Here is a 22,720-nt window from a genome sequence, read left to right as displayed (position 1 = left end):
TTATTCGTCAATAATAGCAAATGAAAAGTACATCAAAAATCTTCTCATCATGCTCTTGCAGTGGCTCATGTTTGCTCTATCCTTTTCTTTGTATTTTGATATCAACGAAGCATCAGTATCATGAACCGTCATTTACTCATTTTGATTATTGCTATTCTCATTGCTCTTATTTTAGGTTTTTCTTACTACACTTATTACACCTATCAGCAAGAGAAAAAATCCATTCGTATCGTACTCAAAGTCTGACAAATAACTTAATTTACCGATAATAAGTTAGAAAAAGTGCAAAACTAAACACTCTTTTATTATGCTGTAAGGGTGGATCGTGTAGAATTATTTATTCGCATTTTGATAAACGTGCTGCTTGTATGTGCAAATGAAGAGCATTTTAATTTAATAAAGCCAGCGGCATCTTTTTGATTATAAACACCTTCATCGTCCTCCAACATTTTGTACTCAGGTTAACATCAAAAGCCATAATAAATAAGTTCTGCATAACGTGGTATTCATTTCTCTTTTAAATGCGCAACCCTTCTATCCAATATAAAAGATTCCATCGTCTTATGAATGATCAAAAGAATGGTTTCTCCTAGTGTTTTATAAATGTCGCATGATTTCATACCGACAAAACCACTTTCCACCAAATCTAACCAAAGCCGATATCGTTATCTTGTCCATAACTATTCAATTGCGAACGTCAATTTTCAGAAAATAAACTCTTCCATTGATTGAAAAGGCGTCACCTTTTTTAAAACCAAGAGTGATTCTGGTTTCTTGATATAAAGCAGATTAAAATACGCATATATATATTTAGAAGCAGAAAATGCGGGATCTTCCAGAATTTTCTCCTCTGATGATGAACACAATAAATTCGCAATCAATAAAAAAAGCCCCTCGTCTTGCTTATCCTTCTCCAGCGAATTTGGTGTTTATGCGCAAAATTTTTCAAATTTGCCCGACGTAAAAAAAACAATCACGCCATGGAAAAATAACTTTAATATCTGGATTAGTGCATAAGTAGAAAACGCAAAACATCCTTGATCATTGCCTTTCCTGTTTCTCTCTAAGCAATTGCCACCTGTCCCTATTTCATTGGCAGTTTCAATAAAGTGCTTTGAAATCAATGAATAGGCAATTAAAATTTCCAAAAGATAGGTCATATCATAGTCAATACATTGATTTATAATAATTATTTGTTTTTCCCTAGCTTAAACCATACCCCGAATACCCGCAAGATTCTCTCATCTCAAACCTCTTTATATTGAATCAATTTTGTTCTCTTGGCTTGTACATCATAAGCGGGATTGACATAGTGGTAAAACGAGAGAAGAAAAGAGGAAAATGCCTTTCATGAACAGCCTTCATGAAAAAGCGTTGCACTCTCATGAGTTGGTAAGTATACTATGAGCTAGTAAATAGAGTAATGATGCCGGCTTATACCTTCATAAACTGCATTCGTTTGAAATATCGGAAGAACAAAATCACACACAAATTCTTCGCATAAATCCTTAATATAGATTTTTAACATCAAACATTTCCGCTTTACCACGCGCAAGTGTTCATTCTTTCCTCTTATCCCAATAAGCCATAAAAGTTATAACTGCTGCACCGAATTCATCTTATAATCATTTAAGAATAATTAATGTATCTAGTCTCCCTGAATAAATCAAAATCATTTTTTAATATTTTGCCACTTTTGCATTTTAGAATTCTACGGAGTTTGTTTTCTTTTAAATTGAGAAAATATGCAAAACTATACAAATAAACTCCTTTTTATCCGCATTTTAGAGACGCAAAAAAAAATGAGAATGGGTAAAGAAGTGTTTTTATGTAAGAGGCATAAAGTGGGACCTCTTTGTACAATAAAAAATTTTAGAAAATTAAAGAGGTTGAAATATCGTTTCTTCCAGAATGGTCTATTTTGATACAATTTTCTACCGCAGCACTCATTTTAGCACTTATTCCAGGACCAGATATCATGTTATCTGTGGGGACTACCATTACACAAGGGAAAAAAGCTGGAATTGTATGTGCTCTGGGAAGTGCAACGGGCTTTGCTCTTCAAGTCACGGCTGTAGCCCTTGGTTTATCCGCACTTATTTTTACCTCACCACGCATTTTTTTTCTTCTCAAAATTGTGGGAGCTTTTTATCTTTTATGGCTCTCTTTGCAAGTTGTGCTTAGACAATCAAAATTTTATCTCAAACAAAACTCTAAACAACTCCAAAACCTTAGACGTAATTACCTCGCTGGTATTGGAATCAACCTTCTCAACCCTAAAGTTATTCTTTTTAATGTTACTTTCTTACCGCAGTTTATTCATGCTCATGATCCTATGGCTACACAAAAACTGCTTATTTTGGGGCTTTCTTATATTCCTATTTCTTTGCCCATTACAGTCTCCACGATCTTTATGGCACATAAACTTACTCAGAGTTTTAAACAAAACCCTTCTTATCTCCGCTTTCTGGATTGGCTTATGGCAAGCATCTTTACAAGTTTTGCTTTACGCCTTCTCATTGCTCAAGATTAAAGTTATTTGTCGCTAGCCCCATGTTCAAGCTGAAAACGTTCAGGTTTTCTCAAACGCTCTGAAGCTGATTTGAGCTGGCCGCATGCAGCTAAAATATCACGCCCACGTGGCATCCGAATAGGTGAAGCATATCCTGCTTGATTAATAACATCAGCAAAACGTTCAATTTGCTCCCAATCAGAACATTGATAATTACTCCCCGGCCATGAATTAAAAGGAATTAAGTTGATCTTGGCCGGTATGCCTTTTAATAACTGAATTAAGCGCTTAGCATCATCCAAACTATCATTTATCTCTCTTAGCATAACATATTCAAATGTAATGCGCCTAGCATTAGAAAGACCAGGATAATTACGACAAGCATCCATTAAACAAGCAAGCGGATATTTTTTATTGATTGGAACCAGCATGTCTCGAAGTGGATCATGTACCGCATGAAGTGAAATTGCCAACATAACACCAATTTCTTCTCCAGTTCGGATAATTCCAGGAACAACCCCACTGGTTGAAAGCGTAATTCGACGTTTTGATACAGAAAGCCCCTCTCCATCAGACGCAATTAATAAAGCCTTTTTCACTGCCTCAAAATTATAAAGCGGTTCTCCCATACCCATCATCACGATATTCGTAACTTTACGCCCTTCAACTGGAACAATGGCCCCATCAGGGGTATTTTTATCAGGAAAATCACCCAAACAATCACGTGCCACTAATAACTGCGCGAGAATTTCCTCTGCTGTAAGATTACGAACAAGGACCTGCGTTCCCGTATGGCAAAAAGAACAGGTTAATGTACACCCTACCTGCGATGAAAGACATAAAGTCCCACGCCCTTCTTCAGGGATATAAACCGTTTCAATTTCAACAGGCCTTCCAGCCCCACGTGCCGGAAAGCGCAAAAGCCATTTACGCGTACCATCTTTTGACATTTGCGCCCCTATAATTTCCGGACGAGCAATAGAAAAATGGCTTTTAAACATTTCTTGCATTGGTTTAGAAATATTTAGCATTTCATCAAAATTTGAAACACCACGAACATAAAGCCAATGCCAAAGCTGACGCACACGCATATGCGTCTGTCGTTCTGGTACACCAACGCTCTTTAAAGCTTGCGCCATTTCATCTTGCGACAAACCAATTAAAGAGAGCTTAGCGCTCTCCTTTGTAACAATTTCCTGTGCTAGACATGAATTAACAGGTCTAAGATCATATGAAAGGGCCATTATTTTCCAATTTACATCGCTATTTTAAAGTTACAGAAACTTTAATGACATTCCTGAGCCGCATTCAACGCAGCCGTTATCCCTCTCAAGGAATAAGTATAGGTCGTATGGGTTCCCCGTTTTGAAATAGCCTTCACTGTCATATCTAGTCCAGAACGCATAGCAGAAACAAACTGCTTTTCTAGCGCTGCTGATGCCAACCAAGCGGACGAATCCTTCGTAAAAAAATCAAAATCCCGACCTCCAATGGTCACAGTAACTCTTGAACCTTCTTTAAATGTATATCCAGCCATAAACTGTGGTTCAAAAGAAATTGGCGAATTAGAACGTTTGGTAACCAAAAAGAAATTATCCCCATGCTTAACTGTGATTGGAAGTGCCTCCAAGGGTACAGAGAGCACATAGCAAATTGTATTTTGGGGCGACTTGTAAGAGTAGGCTCCCCAAGCTTCAAATTGACTTAAACGGCTCGGCGCTTGCGCACACACTGCTCCGACAGTAACCAGAATCATTACAAATGCAGCAATAAAAGTCTTTTTAGATATCTTCATTGAACTCACTTCTTTAATCTCTAACAAGATGTTTTCATTGTAAAAACTCAACAAAAACACGTCAATTTATGAATTGTAGTTGTTGCAATCCCTTTAAAAAGCAAAATATTTTTGCACAAGTCAAAGCAGATTTTTACGTTTAATTATTACTAAAACATGAACTTTTTATTCAATAATCAGATTAAAAAATAACATTTTAATTTTGTGTGACCAATTGTGTTTTTGTGCCAATTCATCTCTCATAAGATTCAAAAACAAATTACCAACATACGACCATTTTGCTAAGAAATAAACGAAGACTTTTACCGCCAGAAAATTCTTGCAAAATCGTGAAAACACATTCCAAAGGGACATTTCACACCCCTTCGAATATTATTTATAAATTAACCCGTTTAACGCCTCTTGCATTCATAAAAACCATAAAATATCCTACCTTTTCTCAATTATAGTGTGTTAAGGTTTCGTATTCAACACTATCTCAACACACTCTTTCCACAATCTTAAAGTCTTCTGCAGAAAATTATAAAATACTACCGTCAGATTATTTACCATAAAATACAGAATGTACAAATCTTACCCTCATCGCTGTATGTAAATTCGCAAACTTTTATACCGTATATTCTTATCATAAATCTGCCACTTTAAATCGCCAATTTTTGCAGTGCTTTCAAAAATTGAAACCAGCTCTTAACCTTATTTGCTTCATGAGCTTGATAATATTCACTCTCTCTCTTCACCAAAAACCTTTGAAGAATTCAATTTATCAAAATATCAAATGGCTTGCTTTCCACAACAGTTTCTAAGCCTTCTTCTCTCCGATGTTTTCAGAAGAACTCTCCATTGATTCAATCGTGATTGAACAATCTTGTACATGTATAAAAACCCTTTTGCTCAAAACCTAAAAACCGCAACTTCCATTTTGTGCCGTCCAAAATTGTTCTTTAAAATGAACCCTACGCAACAGCTGAAATTTAAACAAAGGGTATTTTTAAACTGTTAACCTTTTTCACCAACTTACATAAAAGAGATGATACCCTTTACCTTTAAATCTTCAAAGCACCTTAACTTACGAAAAACTTAGTTTATGGATAAGCAATCTAAAATAATGGAAAATTCACACAAAAAAGTAACAAAAACGAGAAGCTGTTTCTTTCCCCTCTTCTTTGAAGCAAAGCTTTCTTAAAAAAGCTTCATTCAAAGCCACATAAAGAAATCACTCATTCTCAATTCATGAAATGTAGATTATACTATTTTCCAACCGATTGTATACTCTTCACGAACAGCACCTCACGCAATCTTTTTAAGCTGCATTTGATTCTGAATTTTGAATCAATAAAACGTAAAGTGCATGAGCATCATACGTATTGCGTAATTTTTGAACAACATCAGCATGACGCAAAACACGCGCAATTTGTGACAAAGCTTTTAAGTGATCTGCGCCAGCATTTTCAGGTGCTAAAAGAAGAAAAACAAGATCTATCGGCTCATCATCAAGAGCTTCAAAATCAACAGGGTTTTCAAGACGTGCAAATATACCAACGATCCGGTTAATATCTGGCAGCTTTCCATGAGGAATCGCAATGCCACCACCCAAACCAGTTGAACCTAGTTTTTCACGCTGCAAAACAATATCAAAAATGACCTCCTCATTAAGACCTGTTAATTTGGCTGCCTTCTCAGCCAAAACTTGTAAAACCTGTTTTTTCGAATTCGCCTTAAGAGCCGGAATAATTGTTTCCGGTGCAATTAACTCACTCAAGTTCATACTTCAATTTTCCTTTTGCACGCTCTAATGCCCACAAACAAACCCGTAAATCATATGGATGCCTAAAAAAGCCCATTGTTTTCTCGCATCATAGCATGTGACTTTACTTTTCAATTTACAAAATCTAATAGCTTGGCTCACCCAATATTACTATCAGCGCAACAATACATAGTACTCAGCTCCTAATTAGCAGTATGAGAAAATAAGGAAATGTCGCTATACATAAAATTAATTTTCCTCGTGATACAAGCAAAGACCATTACTCATAAATTTATTGATCTTTTCATCGCAAAAATGAGCATACAATTCTTCATCAGCCCCACCTCTTCCTTTTTTGAAAACTCACTTTTATAAAATATAAAGTAAAATGGCATTTTATTTTGGCAATTATTGTGCAACTTGAGCGCTGCTCTATTTACAACGATCTCAAAGACTCTTAAATCATTTAATGATATTCTAAAAAGATTTGCAGATCTGATTTGATATCTGTAGCTATGTTCCTAAATGCGCAATGCAAATCAACACGACACTACAAATTATTTGACAACTGTACACATATACCCCATGGTGCTAGCATAAAAACATTTAAAAAAGCATCATCAACATATTTTTTTATCCAACAGAGAAAAGTATTTTTACTACATATATATCTTACAACAATGCACGTGTTTATCCACGGCTCTTCATTTATCATTCATTATAAAGTTAATCCAGTGATATCTTTTCACGATACAATTAAAAATAAACTAAACAGACAAAACTGTAGAATCAGTGCATCTTGATGAGGACTTTTTTCCACCACTCATAAAGAATTGAGTTTAAGAATACCGTTAGAAAAGAAATGAGAAATCTCTCAATAATAACACGCTAAACACAACCGCTCGAGAAAGTCTTCCTAAATAACTCACGGTAAAAACATACCTCCCTCTTTTCCCCAAGCAGTCCTACATTTCCCTCCTTATTTTACACGATCTAACAACATCATGATAGTTTTATCATCTCATAGGATAACTATTGTGCCTTATTATGTCGTAAAAATGCTTATAAGATAATAGCTTAAAGTTTTACCCATCCGTATTTGACTGTCTAAATCTGTAGAAAGAGCCTTTGTACTCACCATATTGATCTCTTGAAACTGAAATGAGAATTCACAGACGTTTTAAAGTCAAAGAGAAAATTGATTTCCCAGATAAATTCTGCGCACATCAGCATTATTGATAATATCATTGGGTCCACCATGAACTAACACTTGCCCAGCATGAATAATGTAGGCACGGTCAACAAGACCCAACGTCTCACGCACATTATGATCTGTTATCAACACACCTATTCCACGCCTGGTTAAATGACGAATAAGCTGTTGAATGTCAAAAATAGCAATAGGATCAATTCCTGCAAATGGTTCATCAAGTAACATAAAATGGGGGCGAGAAGCTAAAGCACGTGCAATTTCAAGGCGTCGGCGCTCTCCTCCAGACAAGGAAAGAGCAGACATTTTTCGTAAATGATCAATTTTAAATTCATGTAAAAGAGCATTTAATTCTTCACGCCGCTTAACATGATCTTTTTCAACCACTTCTAACACAGCTTTAATATTATCTTCTACGGAAAGACCACGAAAAATAGAAGTTTCTTGGGGGAGATACCCAATACCTAAACGCGCACGTCGATACATCGGAAGATGCGTGATATCAAACCCATCAATTTTAATGGATCCTCCATCGGATTTTATAAGACCCGTAACCATATAAAAACAAGTTGTTTTACCCGCACCATTGGGACCTAAAATGCCAACAGCCTCTCCAGTACGAATACCAAAAGAAACATCTTTAACAACTTGTCTTCCACGATAGATCTTAACCAAATGGCTCGCAATTAAAGTTCCCTTTAAGCGCTCCCTTAAAGATTCCATTGCAAGATCATGTTTGTTCGTCTGCTTTTTTCTTTTGATTCCAAACATGAAATCTTAATTGCCACTCTTTTGACTTTGGTTAAAAATAATAGAAACACGCCCCTTTTTTTCAGGTGTTTTACAACCTTCTAGAAAAGCATTTCCACTCTTCATATCTGCCGTCAATTTGCACCCTGTTGCCACATTATCACCATCAGTTAAAACCACATTTTTCCCCGTCAAATGCATTATTTTTGACTTTCCATCAAAAACACCCTTATCACCCGTAGCGGTTTGTGTGAAAAATTTTATATAAACTTTTCCTAAAGCTTCCATTCTCTTAAAACCTGCAGAGCCAAACAAAGCCGAGGATTGTATCTTCACATCTTTCTGACTCTTATCAGATACTTTATGCGTCTTATCATAATAAACAACTAACTTTGCCGTTCGCAAAAGACGTTCACCTTGAATCACTGAAACATCACCATTAAAGAGTGCTATCCCTTCTTTGTCACGTATTTCTAAAGAGTTTGCATAAAATTCAACTGGTTTTTTATCATTTGAGAGATTAATCCCAAAGTGAGCAACTTCAGCATATCCAGAAACTGTTACAACCTCCAGCATTACCATACTCAAAGCTAAAGCAATACTCACCCATTTTTTGTATAACTCTCTCAGCTTCATCTTATCACTCTCAATTCTTCTGTTTACATAATACACATGCTTCTCTTCATAAATGTCTCTCAAAATTTGTATTGATATGCTCTCATTTTTTATCAAAAATTAAATGCACACCACCATGAAAGTACATATTTTGCCCTTTTTCTCGAATTTGCAAAGCATTTGCTGAAAGACGCAAACCTGCACGCTGAATGTTGACACGTTGATTTGTATCTAACTGCCCTTCAGATAAATTAATATTTGCTGCTATAAATTGTACAATCGTTCCATCATTTATGGTAATCGTGAATGGCTCGTTCAACTGCAAACAACTACTCATATTATCGTAAATTCCTTCTTGTGCATCAAGAAAAACTCGTTTTCGTTTGCCTATAAATGCCTCGGCTGTAATGTTTTGCAACCCAATCACTCCAGAACGTATATGATCCTGAAATGCCTTTTCTGCTTTAAACCAATAGGGCTCATGAGAACGCGTATAACCTTCTAATTTTGGATTGAGCATCGTCAATTTCATGATCTCCCTCTCTTCATTTTCACTCAATGTTGTAGGGTTAGAAGCAGTGGGAACAAAGAAAAATGTAAACCAGCAAAAAACAAGCGCTATCACCAGTGCTACAAGAGGCAAAAAGAACTTTAATACACTAATGTAACGTGAATGACGGGAGGCTTTTTTAAAAATATCACCAAAAGATGATTTTACTGAAAAAAGTTCATAACGATTATGTATGACCATGCTATCCTAATCTCTTAAATATGCAGCATTTTTTCTTTGTATAACCCTTATAAAAAATATTTTCAAATTTTGTTTCTTGCAATTTATCTTTTCTTGGTTTGATTTTACTCTTATATTTATATATGTAATATGCAATACGTAATGTACACAGAGAGAATTTTTTTGTGTGAAAGTGAGGTTATTTTGGTTAAATCAGAGCTTGTACAAATTATTGCTCGTCATAACCCACATCTTATTCAACGCGATGTGGAAAATATTGTGAATGCTATTTTTGAAGAAATCTCAACAGCGCTTGCTAACGGTAATCGTGTTGAATTGCGTGGTTTTGGAGCTTTTTCTGTTAAAAGCCGCTCAGCCCGTAATGGTCGCAACCCACGAACAGGTGAAGCAGTTGCCATTGAAGAAAAATGGATTCCTTTTTTCAAAACGGGCAAAGATCTGCGTGATAGGCTTAATCAGTGAGTACCGACATTATGGTAATAAAACATGTCCTTTTAGTGATTATTGCGATAATTCTTACAGTATTTTTGGTTGTTTTTATCATAGCTAACCATCAAATGGTTACATTAACGCTCAATCCCTTTGGGATAAGCTCTAAAAATTTTACTTATAATGCTCCTTTTTTTATATGGCTCTTCATTTTTTTAGGTTTTGGGGTTTTATTAGGAAACTTAACCAATTGGTTTGCGTATTATAAGTGCAAAAAAACTCTAAAAAAAAGCAAAGATGAACTCGAAAAATTAAAAATGTCGATTACAAATATGGTTGAGTAATGTTCTAAAGCTTTTTTCTCGTGGCACTCATGGCAAAACCAAAAGTACCCTTTCTCTTTTTTTCTATACATGCTTTAATTGACTTTAAATCTTTGCACTTTTACGAGAAACTCAAAAAACTTGACGTCCATTTTTAAAGTACCTGTATCGTGAAAAGAAACATGCCTGCACAATACTTTCAACCTCATCATAATGATAGATATCCGCAGGAGCAGGTGCCTCTTATTTTGGAAACAGGTGCCAGCGCGAATTATGCTCTCATTGATTCTGGTAATGGAAAAAAACTAGAACGTTATGGTGCTTACCGCATTATCCGTCCTGAAGGTCAAGCATTATGGAAGCCAACTCTCTCAAAAAAACAATGGACTGATGTTGACGCTATTTTCACCGGCAACCTTGATGAAGAAGGTGTTGGTCGCTGGTATTTTCCCAAAAAACCACTTCATGAAACATGGCCACTTTCTTGGAATGGATTGTCTTTTCTAGGACGTTTTACTTCCTTTCGTCATGTGGGTGTTTTTCCTGAACAAGATGCCCATTGGCGTTTTATGGAAGAACAAATTGTTAAAGCTGCACAACCAGTCAAATTGCTCAATCTTTTTGGCTATACAGGCATTGCTTCTTTGATTGGTGCACGTGCCGGCGCAAATGTGACACATGTTGATGCTTCTAAAAAAGCTATCGCTTGGGCAAAAACCAATCAAGAAAGAGCAAGACTACCAAACCACTCTATTCGCTGGATTTGCGATGATGCTGTAAAATTTGTTGAGCGTGAACTTCGTCGTAACAAAAAATATGATATAATTCTTCTTGATCCTCCTGCCTATGGACGTGGACCTCATGGTGAAGTTTGGCAATTATTCGATCACTTACCAGCTATAATCACAAACTGTCGCAAACTTCTCTCTGATAAACCTCTTTCCATTGTACTTACAGCCTATTCTATTCGCGCTTCCTTCTACGCACTTCACGCCTTAATGCATGATGAATTAGTTAATCTTGGTGGCACTATTGAATCAGGAGAACTGATCTTGCGTGAAGAAGCTGCTGGACGTGCCCTTTCTACTTCGCTTTTTAGCCGTTGGACTGCTTGAATATGTGTATAACTAAAATCGGTAGAGTTAAAGAAATCACCTCTCTTAGTAATCCCATTATAAAAGATCTGAGAGCACTTAGCCAAAAGAAAAACCGCAATAGAGAAGGTATCTTTATGGCAGAAGGACTGAAATTGGTGATCGATGCTCTTAATCTCGGATGGACAATACAAACACTTATCTTTTCCAAAAGCCAAATTGGTAACACCACGATTGAAAATACTGCTGCACGCACTGTAGCCAATGGCGGTTTTGTCATTAAAGCTTCGCAAAAGGTCATGGAAGCCATTACCCGCCGTGATAATCCACAAACAGTTGTTGGTATTTTTAAACAACAATGGCAATCACTTGAAACAATACAAGGGCAGGTCGAAGATGTTTATATCGCACTTGACCGAGTGCGTGATCCTGGAAATCTTGGTACCATTATTCGCACTGCTGATGCCGTGGGCGCCAAGGGCGTGATTTTGATCGGTGAGACAACAGACCCTTTCTCACCTGAAACAGTACGTGCAACAATGGGATCAATTTTTTCTATCCCTCTTTACCACTGTGATGAAAGTGCCTTTTTAAACTGGTCTGCAAACTTTAAAAGCATGATCGTTGGTACACATCTCAAAGGATCTACCGATTATCGTACAATTGATTTCAAAAATGGTCCTATTGTGCTTTTAATGGGTAGTGAAAAGCACGGTTTACCAGATATTCTTGCAAATCATTGTGATCACCTCGCACGTATTCCACAAAGTGGACGCGCTGATTCGCTGAATCTGGCAATTGCAACAGCTCTTATGCTTTACGAAATTCGACGCCCTTATTTAACACTTTAAATCACACAAGGATAGAATATGATACGGAAATCGTTGCCTTTTTTTCTTTTTGGTTTGATTTTTACGGTAGGAATTGACCAAGCAGTAAAATACTGGGTTGTACATAGTATCCCCTTGGGAACAGAAAGCCCGTTTCTTCCTTTTCTTTCTCTCTATCATGTGCGCAATTCGGGTATTGCATTTTCGTTTTTTTCTTCCTTTTCTCATTGGGGGCTCATTGCCATTACATTTGTTACTATTGTTTTTCTCTTATGGCTTTGGAAGAGTGTTGAATATAATAGGTTTTTAACGCGCTTTGGTCTCACTCTTATCATTGGCGGAGCAATCGGTAATCTTATTGATCGTATCCGCCTTCATCACGTCACTGATTATATACTCTTTCATATCGATGATATTTTTTACTTTGCTATTTTTAATCTTGCAGATAGTTTTATTACACTTGGTGTTATTGCTATCCTTATTGAAGAATTGCGTCTTTGGATAAAAGGAAAACGTTCCTCCAATCGTACACTCTCTAAATGAGAACCTGTGTACTGCCTGAGATTATTACATTTTATGCGAATTTCTGTAAGGTTAAATAAGCTTTCTATTAAGGTGTATGTATCTTTATAATTTAATATTTGGAGGGGCTTTATCTTACTTTTTGAATAATCACTTTATGAAAAATCCTCTTTTTCATTATTTTCAGCTTTTAAAGCATTAAACCTAGCTCATCTATTTAACAAACGATTTTTTTCACTTTCTTATTTTTTCATTATTGCTTTTTTAACGGCTGCAGTCGTTGTGATAAAATACCTGTGGGCTCTTTATTTATGATTTCACTTTTATAATTTCTTTTTTGTATATTTTTCCTATATGATATTAATATATTGATTTTAAAGACAAAAATTATTTTTTCAGATATACCAGATATTACCGTGTTCTGTTGTGTTTTTTCTTCTTATAGTGAGGCCGTAAAAAACCGTTCAATAACAAATTAAAAGATGAATTAGCGTAGATCTTGAAATTGCTATTTTGAAGTTCAATATCCATACAATACATTGATTTATAATTATAATTTGTCGTCATCGCGCTCGAATCATAACTCCCAATACCCATAAGATTCTCTCATTTTAATCCTCTTTATGTCGAATCAATTTCATTCACTTTGCTTGTACGCCATAAGTGTGATTGGTATGTGGATAAAAATTATAAAAAATACCTCTCATGAACTGCCGTCATGCAAAGGATATCCGTAACACCATGAATTGGTAAATACACCATGAACTAGTAAATAGAGTGATGATGACGGCTTGTACCCTTAGAAGCGTGAAGATGGTAATGCTCAATGGATTTATCGGCATACAATTCACAGACGACGCCGCGAAATGGGCCAAGAACCTCCAAAAGATGTCTCTTTTTAAAATAAACACACAAACAGGCAATGTTCCTTTCATGAATCGTGCATAACGATAGAACTTGGGACTATAATAGTCTGTTCTAACTTACTGTTTCATAAATATAAAAAGTGATTGTTATCAACAGATTTTAATCATTTCCGAAAAACACAAAAAACTTATATTCTCATTTTTGACTTCCCTTGCAAAAAATATCACCCAAAAAACTTCAACATTTTTAATAAAAATAAGCTCTTTTTTACAAATTTCTTACAAATTTGTAAGGTTCCTTCCTCGTAGAACTCTCTTGTAATTTTAAAATAAATCTCCATAATAGAGGGAGGTATGCTGGAATTCCACAAGCAGCGCCTGGGGTTATGTGTATCTCCTGCGTTAAGAGCTTATGCAAGCCGACAAGCGTGACAGGAGAGTTTCTTTTTAACCCTGACATCTGGTGGAACATATGCTAAAGGACTTTATATTATGGCTGATTTCAAAAATTTACGTTCGGCGTCTGTTTCCCATGCCGATGCATCAATTGATCAAGGATTGCGCAGCTATATGCTGGGTGTCTATAATACAATGGCCATTGGTTTGCTTATTACAGCCGTTGCTGCTTACGTAATTTCGTCACTAGCAACGACGACAGATATGAGCCAGGCTGCCGCTCAAATCAATAGCAGTACTTACTTAACTTCATTCGGAGTAACATTTTATACATCGCCGCTTTCATATATTATTATGTTTGCACCACTTGTGGCAGTGCTTTTCCTGAGTTTCAAAATTAGCACATTGAGTACAAGTGCAGCACGGAGCCTCTTTTTTGTTTATGCTGCTCTCGTTGGATTGTCACTCTCTTCAATCGTTTTGCGTTATACGACAGAAAGTGTTGTGCAAACTTTTGTTATTACAGCAGCTTCTTTTGGTGCTCTTTCACTTTATGGTTACACAACAAATCGCGATCTCACAGGGCTAAAATCATTCCTTTTTATCGGTTTGATTGGCTTGTTACTCTCCATGATTGTTAATATCTTTCTTGGATCAAGTGCTCTGCAATTTGCAATCTCTATTATTGGCGTTTTCATATTTGCTGGTTTAACAGCTTATGATACCCAAAATATCAAATTAATGTATTATGAAGGAGATGGTGTTGATACCCAAGGTCGTAAAATTATTATGGGTGCTCTGAATCTTTATCTTGATTTCATTAATATGTTTGTTTTCTTACTGCAATTTCTTGGTTCTAACCGTGATTGATTGCAACATTCATAACTAAATCAAAGAACCTTGTTTTTCGCAAGAAACAAGGTTCTTTTGTTTTGAGTGCCAATATTCCTTATTTATCTTTCTGGCGTATCCACTTCACATAATGACAAAGAACCCTCAAGGATTTCCTCGATTCACTGCATTTATGCAGAAAAGGTTGCATCATCCACTTTTAAAGGCAATTCGCAACCCCTCTTATCATCAATCAGATACCATAAACCATAATCATCATTATGATCTTACTGCTGCTTCTTACAATGTTCATAAATGCGTAGGCGTTGATAAAGCTTTTAATCCTGAGCGGATTATACGTGTTATTACTGAACTGCAAGTTGATATTCTAGCACTTCAAGAAGCAGATAAACGTTTTGGTGAACGTGTTGGCTTGATTGATCTTCAAATGTTACAAAATGAGACAGGTCTGACTCCTATCCCTTTAAATACCATGTCACCTCATGGTCATGGTTGGCATGGAAATGCTCTTTTTTTACGAAAAGGACATATACGCGATACCTTACAAATCACTCTTCCTGGTATTGAACCGCGTGGTGCTGTGATTGTAGAGTTAGAAATGGAAGCAGGTCTTATTCGTGTTATTGCTGCGCATTTTGGTTTATTACGTCATTCTCGTAATAAGCAAACAAAAATGCTCCTTTCACTTTTGCAAACACGTCCCCTTATGCCCACACTTCTTATTGGCGACTTTAATGAATGGCGCGTAGGAAAAGGTTCATCCTTAAACCATTTTTCTTCCTATTTTGATAACACACTTGAGGTCATGCCAAGTTTCCCTTCTCGCTTTCCCTTTCTCGCTCTTGATAGAGTGTTTGCTTTTCCTCATCAATTGGTAACGCGTATCGAAACACATCATTCACCACTTGCGCGCATTGCCTCAGATCACTTGCCTATCAAAGCTTATCTTGATCTTGCCAATTCTACGACCTTTCTTAAAAACAAGATAAACAAAAAAAGCTAATGTGCTTCATCCCAATTTTGAGCAGCCATAACTTTTACTTCAAGCGGTACAGACAAAGAAAGAACAGGCATTGTAGCATTTTCCATCACCTTTTTGACAAGAGCCATCGTTTTTTCACTTTCATCTTTTGGGACCTCGAAAATCAACTCATCATGCACTTGCAACAACATTTTTGCTGATAGTTTTTCTTTTTCCAAAGCGCTTTCCATTTGGATCATGGCACGACGAATAATATCTGCCGCTGACCCTTGAATCGGTGCGTTGATAGCCGCCCGTTCATTAAAGGCACGGACTTGTGGGTTAGAGGTTTTTATTTCTGGATAATGGACACGACGCCCAAAAATAGTTTCTACATAGCCATGTTTGCGCGCAAATGCCTTCGTTGTTTCCATATAATCTTTAATCCCTGGAAACCTTTCAAAATAAAGCTGAATGTAACGCCCTGCCTCTTGCCGTGAAAGACCTAATTGATTGGCTAATCCAAAAGCTGAAATACCATAAATAATACCAAAATTAATCGCTTTTGCACGCCGTCGTATATCTGAATCCATTCCCTCTATAGCAACCCCAAACATTTGCGAAGCTGTCATTGCGTGAATATCCTGTCCCCTAGCAAAAGCTTCTTTTAACGCTGTAATGTCAGCAACATGTGCAAGTATGCGCAATTCAATTTGGCTGTAATCAGCCGAAAGTAAGACATGTCCTTCTGGAGCAATAAAAGCTGTTCGAATTTTACGCCCCTCAGCAGTTCGAACAGGAATATTTTGCAAATTGGGTTCTGAGGATGATAACCGCCCTGTTGAGGTTATTGCTAAAGAATAATTCGTATGAACACGCCCTGTTTTTGATAAAATGTAAGTGGGCAAAGCATCTGTATACGTAGATTTTAGCTTTGCAAGTTGGCGCCAATCAATAATTTTACGTGGTAAAACATGACCTTCAGCAGCCAATTCTTCTAGAGTCTGTGCAGAAGTTGACCACTGCCCACCCTTGGTTTTAGCACCTCCAAGCAAACCGATTTTATCAAAGAGGATCTCACCTAATTGCTTTGGAGAAGCAAGATTAAACTTTTCACCAGCTAACCGATAAATTTCTTCTTCTAGAATAAAAGCAGCCTGTGCTAATTCTCCTGAAAGCCGTAACAAAATCTGCCTATCAACGAGAATTCCACGCTCTTCCATTCTTGCAAGAACTTCTATGAGTGGTCGATCAAAACGTTCATAAATTTTTGTCATTTTCTGAGCAACAAGCTGTGGCTTTAAAACCTGCCACAATCGAAGTGTTACATCAGCATCCTCGGCAGCATAATGGGTTGCTTGTTGTAAATCCACTTGTGCAAAAGAAGAAATTTTTTTTCCATTATGCGTTAACTCTTTGTAAGCAATCGGTTTATGACCAAGCCAACGCTGAGATAAATCATCCATATTATGGGTTAAAGTTCCAGCGTTTAGCGCATAAGATAAAAGCATTGTATCATCAAAAGAACGCATCACAATGCCATTTTGCTTCATGACCAACCAATCATATTTAATATTCTGACCAATTTTTAATACCGATTCATTTTCTAATATTGGTTTTAAAAGTGCTAAAGCTTTTTGTGTTTCAATCTGCCCAATAATGCGTTCATTCCCTAAAAGATCATCTTTCCCTTCAATATGTTCAAGTGGAATATAGGCTGCTTTTCCTGGCTGCAATGCAAGTGAAAAACCCACAAGTTTTGCTTGCAGAGGGTCAAGAGAGGATGTTTCCGTATCAAAAGCGAAAAAACCCTGCTCTTGTGCTTCTAATAACCACTCTTTCAAAACGTCTTCATCAAGAACAGTAATATAAGCATTTCTTGTAACTTTTTGATTTATAGCTTGATTTTTACGTTTTTGTGCCAAAACTTGTGGAGAATTTTCAAAAGAATCATCAGAAATTATTTTCTCACCTTTCTTAGCCTCAGAATCAAATTTTTGTATAGAAGCATTCCACTCAATATCGATATCAAACGAATCAACCATTGCTGCATCACATTCCGTTGCTTCTGCAACACGACGTGTTAATGTCGAAAACTCCATCGCTTTCAGAAAAGCAATTAAGCGTGGACCATTTTGGGGTTCTAAAATAAAATCATCTAAATCATTGTCTATAGGCACATCTGTTTTTAGCCGAACGAGTTCACGAGAAATTTTTGCCTGTTCACTATAAGTTTGAATGTTTTCACGCCGTTTTGCTTGCTTCACTTCTGTCACACGCTGCAACAACATATCGAGAGAGCCAAATTGCTTTAACAACTGCGCTGCAGTTTTGGGGCCAATGCCTGGAATGCCTGGTACGTTATCCGTCGAATCTCCCGTTAAAGCTTGCAAATCAACCATTTTTTCAGGTTTAACACCCCATTTTTCTACAACTTCAGAAATACCTATATGTTTGTCTTTCATTCCATCATACAAAGATACATGCGTATTCACCAATTGCATCAAATCTTTATCCGAAGAGATAATGGTTGTTTTTGCACCAACCTTTGTTGCCAATCGCGCATAGGTAGCAATTAAATCATCTGCCTCAAATCCTTCCTTTTCAATACAAGGCAAATTAAAGGCCTTTGTTGCCTGGCGTATGAGAGAAAATTGAGGAATAAGATCTTCAGGAGGTGTTACTCTATTGGCTTTATATTGTGGATAAATTTGTTTTCTAAATGTATCAGATGAATAATCAAAAATGACGGCAAAATGCGTGGGAACAACGCCGGTCGCTGTATTACGTGCATCACAGAGAAGTTTCCACAACATGTTACAAAAACCAGCGACAGCTCCTACAGGAAGTCCATCCTTTTTTCGCTTTAAAGCCGGTAGAGCATAATAAGCGCGAAAAACATAACCTGATCCATCAACTAAAAAAAGGTGATCTGTCGCTTTCATGACAATTTCATTTCTCCATTTCAGCAAAAAAAACAACTCATTTTTATATATTTTTTCATTTTTTTTTAAATTTATCGAATTGCCTCTAAAAAGCCATTTTTTCTTTTCATAAGATATCACGTCGTTATGATTTATAGTGAGTACCTAGAGCTTTTCTTTGCTGTTACAGGATATAATAGCTTTCATTTTGCTCCTCCTATGATAGCTAGGGTACGAAGTAGCGACAAGGTCGTTGTGGTGTTCCCCTCCCCACAACGACCGTTTTTTTGGGCGATATATTTTTATAGATCTTACCATCCTTAAGCATTTCAATGATTTTTTCATGAAAAAAGATTATTGAAAAGGTTTGAAATGATTCCACAACGCTTTTTCACCCATTCTTTTGATAAAATCAGCATGCATAGTTTTTTCTTGCACATTTAACCTTGAAGGGAGGGGTTGTGGTCGAGATTTAATAGTGTATAGGACATTCTTATCATTTTGGGTGCTTTCATCAGCGCTTGTGCTCTTGTCAAAACCTAAGACACCCTGCTTTCCGCCAATGAGTTCAATATAAACATCAGCGAGAATCTCTGCATCAAGTAAAGCACCATGAAGAACACGATGACTATTATCAATTCCAAAACGTTTGCATAAAACATCAAGAGAATTCGGACCCATGGGAAATTTACGCCGTGCCATAGCTAATGTATCAAGAATATTATCAACACTGATCAGTGGCTTATTTACGCGTCCTAATTCTGCATTAATAAAACCAATATCAAAACTAGCATTATGCGCAATCATTGTCGCACCATTGATAAATTCTAAAAATTCATCAACAATATCACTAAAGCTTTTTTCATTTTTTAAACGTTCATTGGTCAAACCATGAATTGCGACAACTTCATCAGGGATGATAACACCTTGTGGATTTAAATAAACATGAAATTGGCGTCCTGTAAGATAACGATCAATCATCTCTACACAACCAATTTCGATTATGCGGTCTTTATTTTTATCCAAACCTGTTGTTTCTGTATCAAAAATAATCTCACGCATGGCTTCCATTCTTTAGCAAACTTTGTATCACACTCAAAACCTGTTGACGTGTATTCTCTAAATCTTTTCCTGTATCAATAACAAAATGAGCCCGTTCTCGTTTTTTTTCATCAGGCATTTGTTTAGCATGAATAAAAGCAAATTTTTCTTCACTCATATTCGGTCGAATCATTGCACGTTCTTTTTGTATTGTGGGTGGTGCAGAAACAACAACCACAAAATCTACACGTCTTTCACTCTTTGTTTCAAAAAGAAGTGGAATATCAAGAACAACTAATTTTTTTCCCTTTTTACGCGCTGTATCAATAAATTCTTTTTCTTTTTTTCGAACCAAAGGATGAATTATTTTTTCTAATGTTTGTAATTTTTTATGATCATTTATCAAAATCTTAGAAAGTTTTTGCCGATTAATTTTGCCATTTTCAACAACATCAGGAAAAGTATTTTCTATGAGTGATAATGTTGGCTGGCTATCGTAGAGTTGGTGTACTATCTCATCAGCACTAAAAACGGAAAGACCTGCCTGCTTAAAAAAATCAGCAACTGTTGACTTCCCCATAGCAATTGATCCAGTTAGTCCTATGATTTTCATCCTCTTTTTTCACCCATATCTTCTAAGATTGTATTCCTTAATGCTTTTGTGACTTCTGGTCTTATTCCAAACCATCGTTCAAAACCAGGAACAGCTTGATGTAAAAGCATACCAAGTCCATCAACTGTCTTTAAACCGTGCGCTTTTGCTTGTTGTAAAAAAGGCGTTATTAATGGTGTATAAACAATATCTGTCACCAATACTGTTGCCTTTGTCTTACGAAAATCACAAAGAAAAAAATCACTCTTTCTTGTCGGTAGATTTGCCATGCCTACAGAAGTCGTATTGACAATCAAATCAGCTTGATAAAGTATTTCATTTATCTTATGCCAATCGTGGACTTCAACAAGTTTTCCAAAATGCTCCGCTAAATTTTCTGCATGTTGCTTTGTACGATTGATTAAGTAAATACGTTTAAATCCACGCTTTTTTAAAGCATAGAGAATAGCACGCGCAGCACCTCCTGCACCAAAAACAAGCGCCGTTTCCCCTCCCCAACCAGGAGCAAAATCATCAAGATTAGCACTAAAACCATAAGCATCACTATTTGTGGCACAGAGTTTGTCTTCTTCATACCAAAGCGTATTAACTGCGCCTATCATTGTTGCTATATCATCTTTATATTTCACAAAATGAAAGGCTTCTTGCTTATAAGGCAGAGTGACATTACCTCCACAAAAACCTCTTTTTTGTATTGATGTGAGAAAATCTTCAAATTCTTCAGGTACTATTTCCTGTGCCAGATATTCACCTTGTAAATTATATTGTTTGAGCCAGAAATTATGAATTTTAGGCGATTTTGAATGGTGAATAGGCGTACCAACAACAAAAGCACGTGGAAAAATTACTTTCTTGTCCTTTGATATCAAATCAACCATCAATAACCCCTAAATGACGCAGTTTTGTTAATAAAGGCAGTAAAGGTAAACCAATAATAGTAAAAAAATCTCCATCGATTTTTTCAAAAAGGTGGATTCCTTCTCCTTCAATTTGGTAGACACCCACACTGTTAAAAACATCTGTCCCTACACGTGTTAAATAACGTTCAATAAAATCTGATGAAAGAGGACGTACTGACATAGAAGCACTAAATGCTTCCACCCAAATCTCTTGGCCATTTTGAAATAAAGCGATCGCACTGTGAAGAGAATGAGTTTTTCCTGATAAATCACGTAAACGTTGTTGTGCTTCTCTCTTGCTTGTGACTTTATGAAAAACCTCTCCTTCCAAATCAAGCACTTGATCACAACCTATGACTAAAGCATTAGGAAAACGATCAGAAACATCTTTTGCCTTTGCGCTTGCAAGAAAACAGCTTAGATCTTTAGAATTTTTTGTTCTTTCACTTTTTTCTACCTCTCTTTCATCAAAAGAAGCTCCTTCAATGCAAAAATTTAAACCTGCTTTTTTCAATAATTGTGCACGATAAAAACTAAGAGAGGCTAATATTAATGTCTCTGCTGTCATAAGATTTCTTTCATTTTCCTTCACGAAATCGCGATAAAAGTTCTAATATAGCTGCAGCCGTTTCTTCGATAGAGCGTCTTGTGACATCAATAATAGGCCAATAAAAACGTTCGAAAATGCGTTTTGCATAAGTTAATTCTTCAGCTATGTTGATACGATTGGTGTAGCTTTCAATGGCGAAACTACTTCCTAAATCGCGATTTTGACGAATATGTGAGATTCTTTCCGCTGAAGCAATTAAACCGATGATCAAAGCGTTTTTTGCTTCAAAAAGGGATTCTGGTAGCTCAATTCCTGGAATAAGGGGCACATTGGCAGTTTTTACCCCGCGATTCGCTAAATAGATACTTGTAGGCGTTTTAGAAGTTCTTGAAATTCCTACAAGGATCACATCTGCATCCGGCAAACCACCGGGAGATTGTCCATCATCATGTTCTATAGTAAAATCTAATGCCTCAATACGGCGAAAGTAATCTGCATTAAGATCGTGCTGTGCACTCACTCGTAAATTTGTTGGTGTTCCAAGATAAGACTGAAAAGCATTCAAAACAGGATGTAATATATCAACACAGGGAACTTTTATTTTTTCACATTTTTTTTTAAGAAGCAGTTTTATTTTTTTATCAATGATTGTGTAAAGAACAATACCTGGTTCTTGTTGTATTTCATCAAGAGCTCTTTGTAGTTGCGTTTCATTACGAATCATCGGGTATATATGCTCTGTTACCTGGTTCATCGTGTATTGCGATGCAACAGCTCTTCCAAGTGAAAAGAGCGTCTCTCCTGTTGCATCAGAAAGCATGTGCAAATGAAAGGATTTTTTTTCTATTGTCACAAAAATTTTAACTCCTTGTTAACAGGTGTGTATATATCCTCTGACTATTTTATAAAACTAAAATCTATGAAAAAAATTTCATAATTATGCACAAACCAAACAGTTGTGACTTTTAAGTCCTTATTTATTTAAAATAACAAGGATAATATCTCTAAAAGAATGTTTTGTTTGCCTTTTTTCACTTTATTTA

Annotated in this window: 22 protein-coding genes; 9 read left to right on the top strand and 13 right to left on the bottom strand. The window is 36.4% G+C overall.

The genetic code is table 11. The features are described 5' to 3' along the window. Positions 1–120 precede the first annotated feature (120 nt). Positions 121–246 carry a hypothetical protein gene (locus BN67_RS15210; RefSeq protein WP_280101213.1) on the top strand — a complete coding sequence of 42 codons (126 nt, stop codon included), beginning with the start codon at positions 121–123 and terminating at the stop codon, positions 244–246. Positions 247–506: 260 nt separating this feature from the next. Here BN67_RS15210 and BN67_RS15410 read toward each other — a convergent pair whose 3' ends face one another. Beyond that, positions 507–620 carry a hypothetical protein gene (locus BN67_RS15410; protein WP_202802734.1) on the bottom strand — a complete coding sequence of 38 codons (114 nt, stop codon included), beginning with the start codon at positions 618–620 and terminating at the stop codon, positions 507–509. Positions 621–1,894: 1,274 nt separating this feature from the next. Between BN67_RS15410 and BN67_RS05150 the strand changes: the two genes are divergently transcribed. Continuing rightward, positions 1,895–2,533: a LysE family translocator gene (locus BN67_RS05150; RefSeq protein ID WP_026088182.1), complete on the top strand. Its 639-nt coding sequence runs from the start codon at positions 1,895–1,897 to the stop codon at positions 2,531–2,533. Between the two features lie 2 nt (positions 2,534–2,535). On the opposite strand, the gene rlmN is transcribed toward BN67_RS05150, so the two are convergent. The 6 genes from rlmN to lptC all read right to left on the bottom strand — a co-directional run bounded on the left by rlmN (position 2,536) and on the right by lptC (position 9,377). Beyond that, positions 2,536–3,756, bottom strand: a complete 1,221-nt coding sequence (gene rlmN / locus BN67_RS05145; protein WP_019223075.1) for a dual-specificity RNA methyltransferase RlmN — start codon at positions 3,754–3,756, stop codon at positions 2,536–2,538. Positions 3,757–3,797: 41 nt separating this feature from the next. Beyond that, positions 3,798–4,307 carry an invasion associated locus B family protein gene (locus BN67_RS05140; RefSeq protein ID WP_019223074.1) on the bottom strand — a complete coding sequence of 170 codons (510 nt, stop codon included), beginning with the start codon at positions 4,305–4,307 and terminating at the stop codon, positions 3,798–3,800. Between the two features lie 1,300 nt (positions 4,308–5,607). Next, positions 5,608–6,072, bottom strand: coding sequence for a PTS IIA-like nitrogen regulatory protein PtsN (ptsN, locus tag BN67_RS05125; RefSeq protein ID WP_019223071.1), 465 nt, complete (start codon positions 6,070–6,072; stop codon positions 5,608–5,610). 1,165 nt (positions 6,073–7,237) lie between these two features. Beyond that, complete coding sequence (lptB, locus tag BN67_RS05120) at positions 7,238–8,032, bottom strand: LPS export ABC transporter ATP-binding protein (RefSeq protein WP_019223070.1); 795 nt, start codon at positions 8,030–8,032, stop codon at positions 7,238–7,240. Positions 8,033–8,038: 6 nt separating this feature from the next. Further along, positions 8,039–8,647, bottom strand: a complete 609-nt coding sequence (locus tag BN67_RS05115; protein ID WP_019223069.1) for an LptA/OstA family protein — start codon at positions 8,645–8,647, stop codon at positions 8,039–8,041. Positions 8,648–8,729: 82 nt separating this feature from the next. Continuing rightward, positions 8,730–9,377: an LPS export ABC transporter periplasmic protein LptC gene (lptC, locus tag BN67_RS05110; RefSeq protein ID WP_019223068.1), complete on the bottom strand. Its 648-nt coding sequence runs from the start codon at positions 9,375–9,377 to the stop codon at positions 8,730–8,732. Between the two features lie 183 nt (positions 9,378–9,560). On the opposite strand from lptC, the gene ihfB reads away from it, so the two are divergent. From ihfB to BN67_RS05070, 7 genes are all read left to right on the top strand, one after another. Continuing rightward, positions 9,561–9,839 (top strand): integration host factor subunit beta, encoded by a 279-nt coding sequence (gene ihfB / locus BN67_RS05105; protein WP_026088181.1) that lies wholly within the window; start codon positions 9,561–9,563, stop codon positions 9,837–9,839. An 11-nt stretch (positions 9,840–9,850) separates the two neighbouring features. Continuing rightward, positions 9,851–10,150 (top strand): lipopolysaccharide assembly protein LapA domain-containing protein, encoded by a 300-nt coding sequence (locus BN67_RS05100; protein WP_026088180.1) that lies wholly within the window; start codon positions 9,851–9,853, stop codon positions 10,148–10,150. 161 nt (positions 10,151–10,311) lie between these two features. Then, entirely contained in the window at positions 10,312–11,244 is a 933-nt protein-coding gene (locus BN67_RS05095) for a class I SAM-dependent methyltransferase (RefSeq protein WP_019223065.1), read from the top strand. A gap of 2 nt (positions 11,245–11,246) precedes the next feature. Continuing rightward, a complete protein-coding gene (locus BN67_RS12700; RefSeq protein ID WP_026088179.1) occupies positions 11,247–12,074 on the top strand; it encodes a TrmH family RNA methyltransferase in 828 nt (275 codons plus the stop codon). 18 nt (positions 12,075–12,092) lie between these two features. Continuing rightward, positions 12,093–12,596 (top strand): signal peptidase II, encoded by a 504-nt coding sequence (lspA, locus tag BN67_RS05085; RefSeq protein ID WP_019223063.1) that lies wholly within the window; start codon positions 12,093–12,095, stop codon positions 12,594–12,596. A gap of 1,337 nt (positions 12,597–13,933) precedes the next feature. Further along, the gene (locus tag BN67_RS05075) at positions 13,934–14,707 is read left to right on the top strand and encodes a Bax inhibitor-1/YccA family protein (protein ID WP_019223061.1); all 774 of its coding nucleotides are present in this window, start codon (positions 13,934–13,936) and stop codon (positions 14,705–14,707) included. 112 nt (positions 14,708–14,819) lie between these two features. Then, positions 14,820–15,692 carry an endonuclease/exonuclease/phosphatase family protein gene (locus BN67_RS05070; protein ID WP_026088178.1) on the top strand — a complete coding sequence of 291 codons (873 nt, stop codon included), beginning with the start codon at positions 14,820–14,822 and terminating at the stop codon, positions 15,690–15,692. Here BN67_RS05070 and polA read toward each other — a convergent pair. The 6 genes from polA to BN67_RS05040 all read right to left on the bottom strand — a co-directional run bounded on the left by polA (position 15,689) and on the right by BN67_RS05040 (position 22,530). Then, a complete protein-coding gene (gene polA, locus BN67_RS05065; RefSeq protein ID WP_026088177.1) occupies positions 15,689–18,595 on the bottom strand; it encodes a DNA polymerase I in 2,907 nt (968 codons plus the stop codon). The genes BN67_RS05070 and polA overlap by 4 nt on opposite strands. A gap of 333 nt (positions 18,596–18,928) precedes the next feature. After that, complete coding sequence (gene dnaQ, locus BN67_RS05060) at positions 18,929–19,636, bottom strand: DNA polymerase III subunit epsilon (protein WP_019223058.1); 708 nt, start codon at positions 19,634–19,636, stop codon at positions 18,929–18,931. After that, entirely contained in the window at positions 19,629–20,228 is a 600-nt protein-coding gene (coaE, locus tag BN67_RS05055) for a dephospho-CoA kinase (protein ID WP_019223057.1), read from the bottom strand. Before coaE ends, dnaQ begins: the two co-directional genes overlap by 8 nt. Further along, complete coding sequence (locus BN67_RS05050) at positions 20,225–21,106, bottom strand: shikimate dehydrogenase (protein ID WP_019223056.1); 882 nt, start codon at positions 21,104–21,106, stop codon at positions 20,225–20,227. The genes coaE and BN67_RS05050 overlap by 4 nt, the downstream gene beginning before the upstream one ends. Then, complete coding sequence (locus tag BN67_RS05045; protein WP_019223055.1) at positions 21,099–21,695, bottom strand: Maf family nucleotide pyrophosphatase; 597 nt, start codon at positions 21,693–21,695, stop codon at positions 21,099–21,101. Before BN67_RS05045 ends, BN67_RS05050 begins: the two co-directional genes overlap by 8 nt. 10 nt (positions 21,696–21,705) lie before the next feature. Next, the gene (locus BN67_RS05040) at positions 21,706–22,530 is read right to left on the bottom strand and encodes a pyruvate, water dikinase regulatory protein (RefSeq protein WP_019223054.1); all 825 of its coding nucleotides are present in this window, start codon (positions 22,528–22,530) and stop codon (positions 21,706–21,708) included. Positions 22,531–22,720 lie beyond the last annotated feature (190 nt).

The sequence above is a fragment of the Bartonella rattaustraliani AUST/NH4 genome (assembly GCF_000312565.1).
Taxonomy (GTDB): Bacteria; Pseudomonadota; Alphaproteobacteria; order Rhizobiales; family Rhizobiaceae; genus Bartonella; species Bartonella rattaustraliani.
This window is presented reverse-complemented; position numbering and strand designations above follow the sequence as displayed.

What these genes read in the sequence shown, in the direction of transcription:
- BN67_RS15410 (WP_202802734.1), bottom strand. Translation starts at nt 620, where the DNA reads ATGAAATCATGCGACATTTATAAAACACTAGGAGAAACCATTCTTTTG.
- rlmN (WP_019223075.1), bottom strand. Translation starts at nt 3,756, where the DNA reads ATGGCCCTTTCATATGATCTTAGACCTGTTAATTCATGTCTAGCACAG.
- lspA (WP_019223063.1), top strand. Translation starts at nt 12,093, where the DNA reads ATGATACGGAAATCGTTGCCTTTTTTTCTTTTTGGTTTGATTTTTACG.
- coaE (WP_019223057.1), bottom strand. Translation starts at nt 20,228, where the DNA reads ATGAAAATCATAGGACTAACTGGATCAATTGCTATGGGGAAGTCAACA.
- BN67_RS05095 (WP_019223065.1), top strand. Translation starts at nt 10,312, where the DNA reads ATGCCTGCACAATACTTTCAACCTCATCATAATGATAGATATCCGCAG.
- polA (WP_026088177.1), bottom strand. Translation starts at nt 18,595, where the DNA reads ATGAAAGCGACAGATCACCTTTTTTTAGTTGATGGATCAGGTTATGTT.
- BN67_RS05045 (WP_019223055.1), bottom strand. Translation starts at nt 21,695, where the DNA reads ATGACAGCAGAGACATTAATATTAGCCTCTCTTAGTTTTTATCGTGCA.
- ptsN (WP_019223071.1), bottom strand. Translation starts at nt 6,072, where the DNA reads ATGAACTTGAGTGAGTTAATTGCACCGGAAACAATTATTCCGGCTCTT.
- BN67_RS12700 (WP_026088179.1), top strand. Translation starts at nt 11,247, where the DNA reads ATGTGTATAACTAAAATCGGTAGAGTTAAAGAAATCACCTCTCTTAGT.
- BN67_RS05100 (WP_026088180.1), top strand. Translation starts at nt 9,851, where the DNA reads ATGGTAATAAAACATGTCCTTTTAGTGATTATTGCGATAATTCTTACA.
- dnaQ (WP_019223058.1), bottom strand. Translation starts at nt 19,636, where the DNA reads ATGCGTGAGATTATTTTTGATACAGAAACAACAGGTTTGGATAAAAAT.
- BN67_RS05050 (WP_019223056.1), bottom strand. Translation starts at nt 21,106, where the DNA reads ATGGTTGATTTGATATCAAAGGACAAGAAAGTAATTTTTCCACGTGCT.
- BN67_RS05070 (WP_026088178.1), top strand. Translation starts at nt 14,820, where the DNA reads ATGACAAAGAACCCTCAAGGATTTCCTCGATTCACTGCATTTATGCAG.
- BN67_RS05140 (WP_019223074.1), bottom strand. Translation starts at nt 4,307, where the DNA reads ATGAAGATATCTAAAAAGACTTTTATTGCTGCATTTGTAATGATTCTG.
- BN67_RS05075 (WP_019223061.1), top strand. Translation starts at nt 13,934, where the DNA reads ATGGCTGATTTCAAAAATTTACGTTCGGCGTCTGTTTCCCATGCCGAT.
- lptB (WP_019223070.1), bottom strand. Translation starts at nt 8,032, where the DNA reads ATGTTTGGAATCAAAAGAAAAAAGCAGACGAACAAACATGATCTTGCA.
- BN67_RS15210 (WP_280101213.1), top strand. Translation starts at nt 121, where the DNA reads ATGAACCGTCATTTACTCATTTTGATTATTGCTATTCTCATTGCTCTT.
- BN67_RS05115 (WP_019223069.1), bottom strand. Translation starts at nt 8,647, where the DNA reads ATGAAGCTGAGAGAGTTATACAAAAAATGGGTGAGTATTGCTTTAGCT.
- lptC (WP_019223068.1), bottom strand. Translation starts at nt 9,377, where the DNA reads ATGGTCATACATAATCGTTATGAACTTTTTTCAGTAAAATCATCTTTT.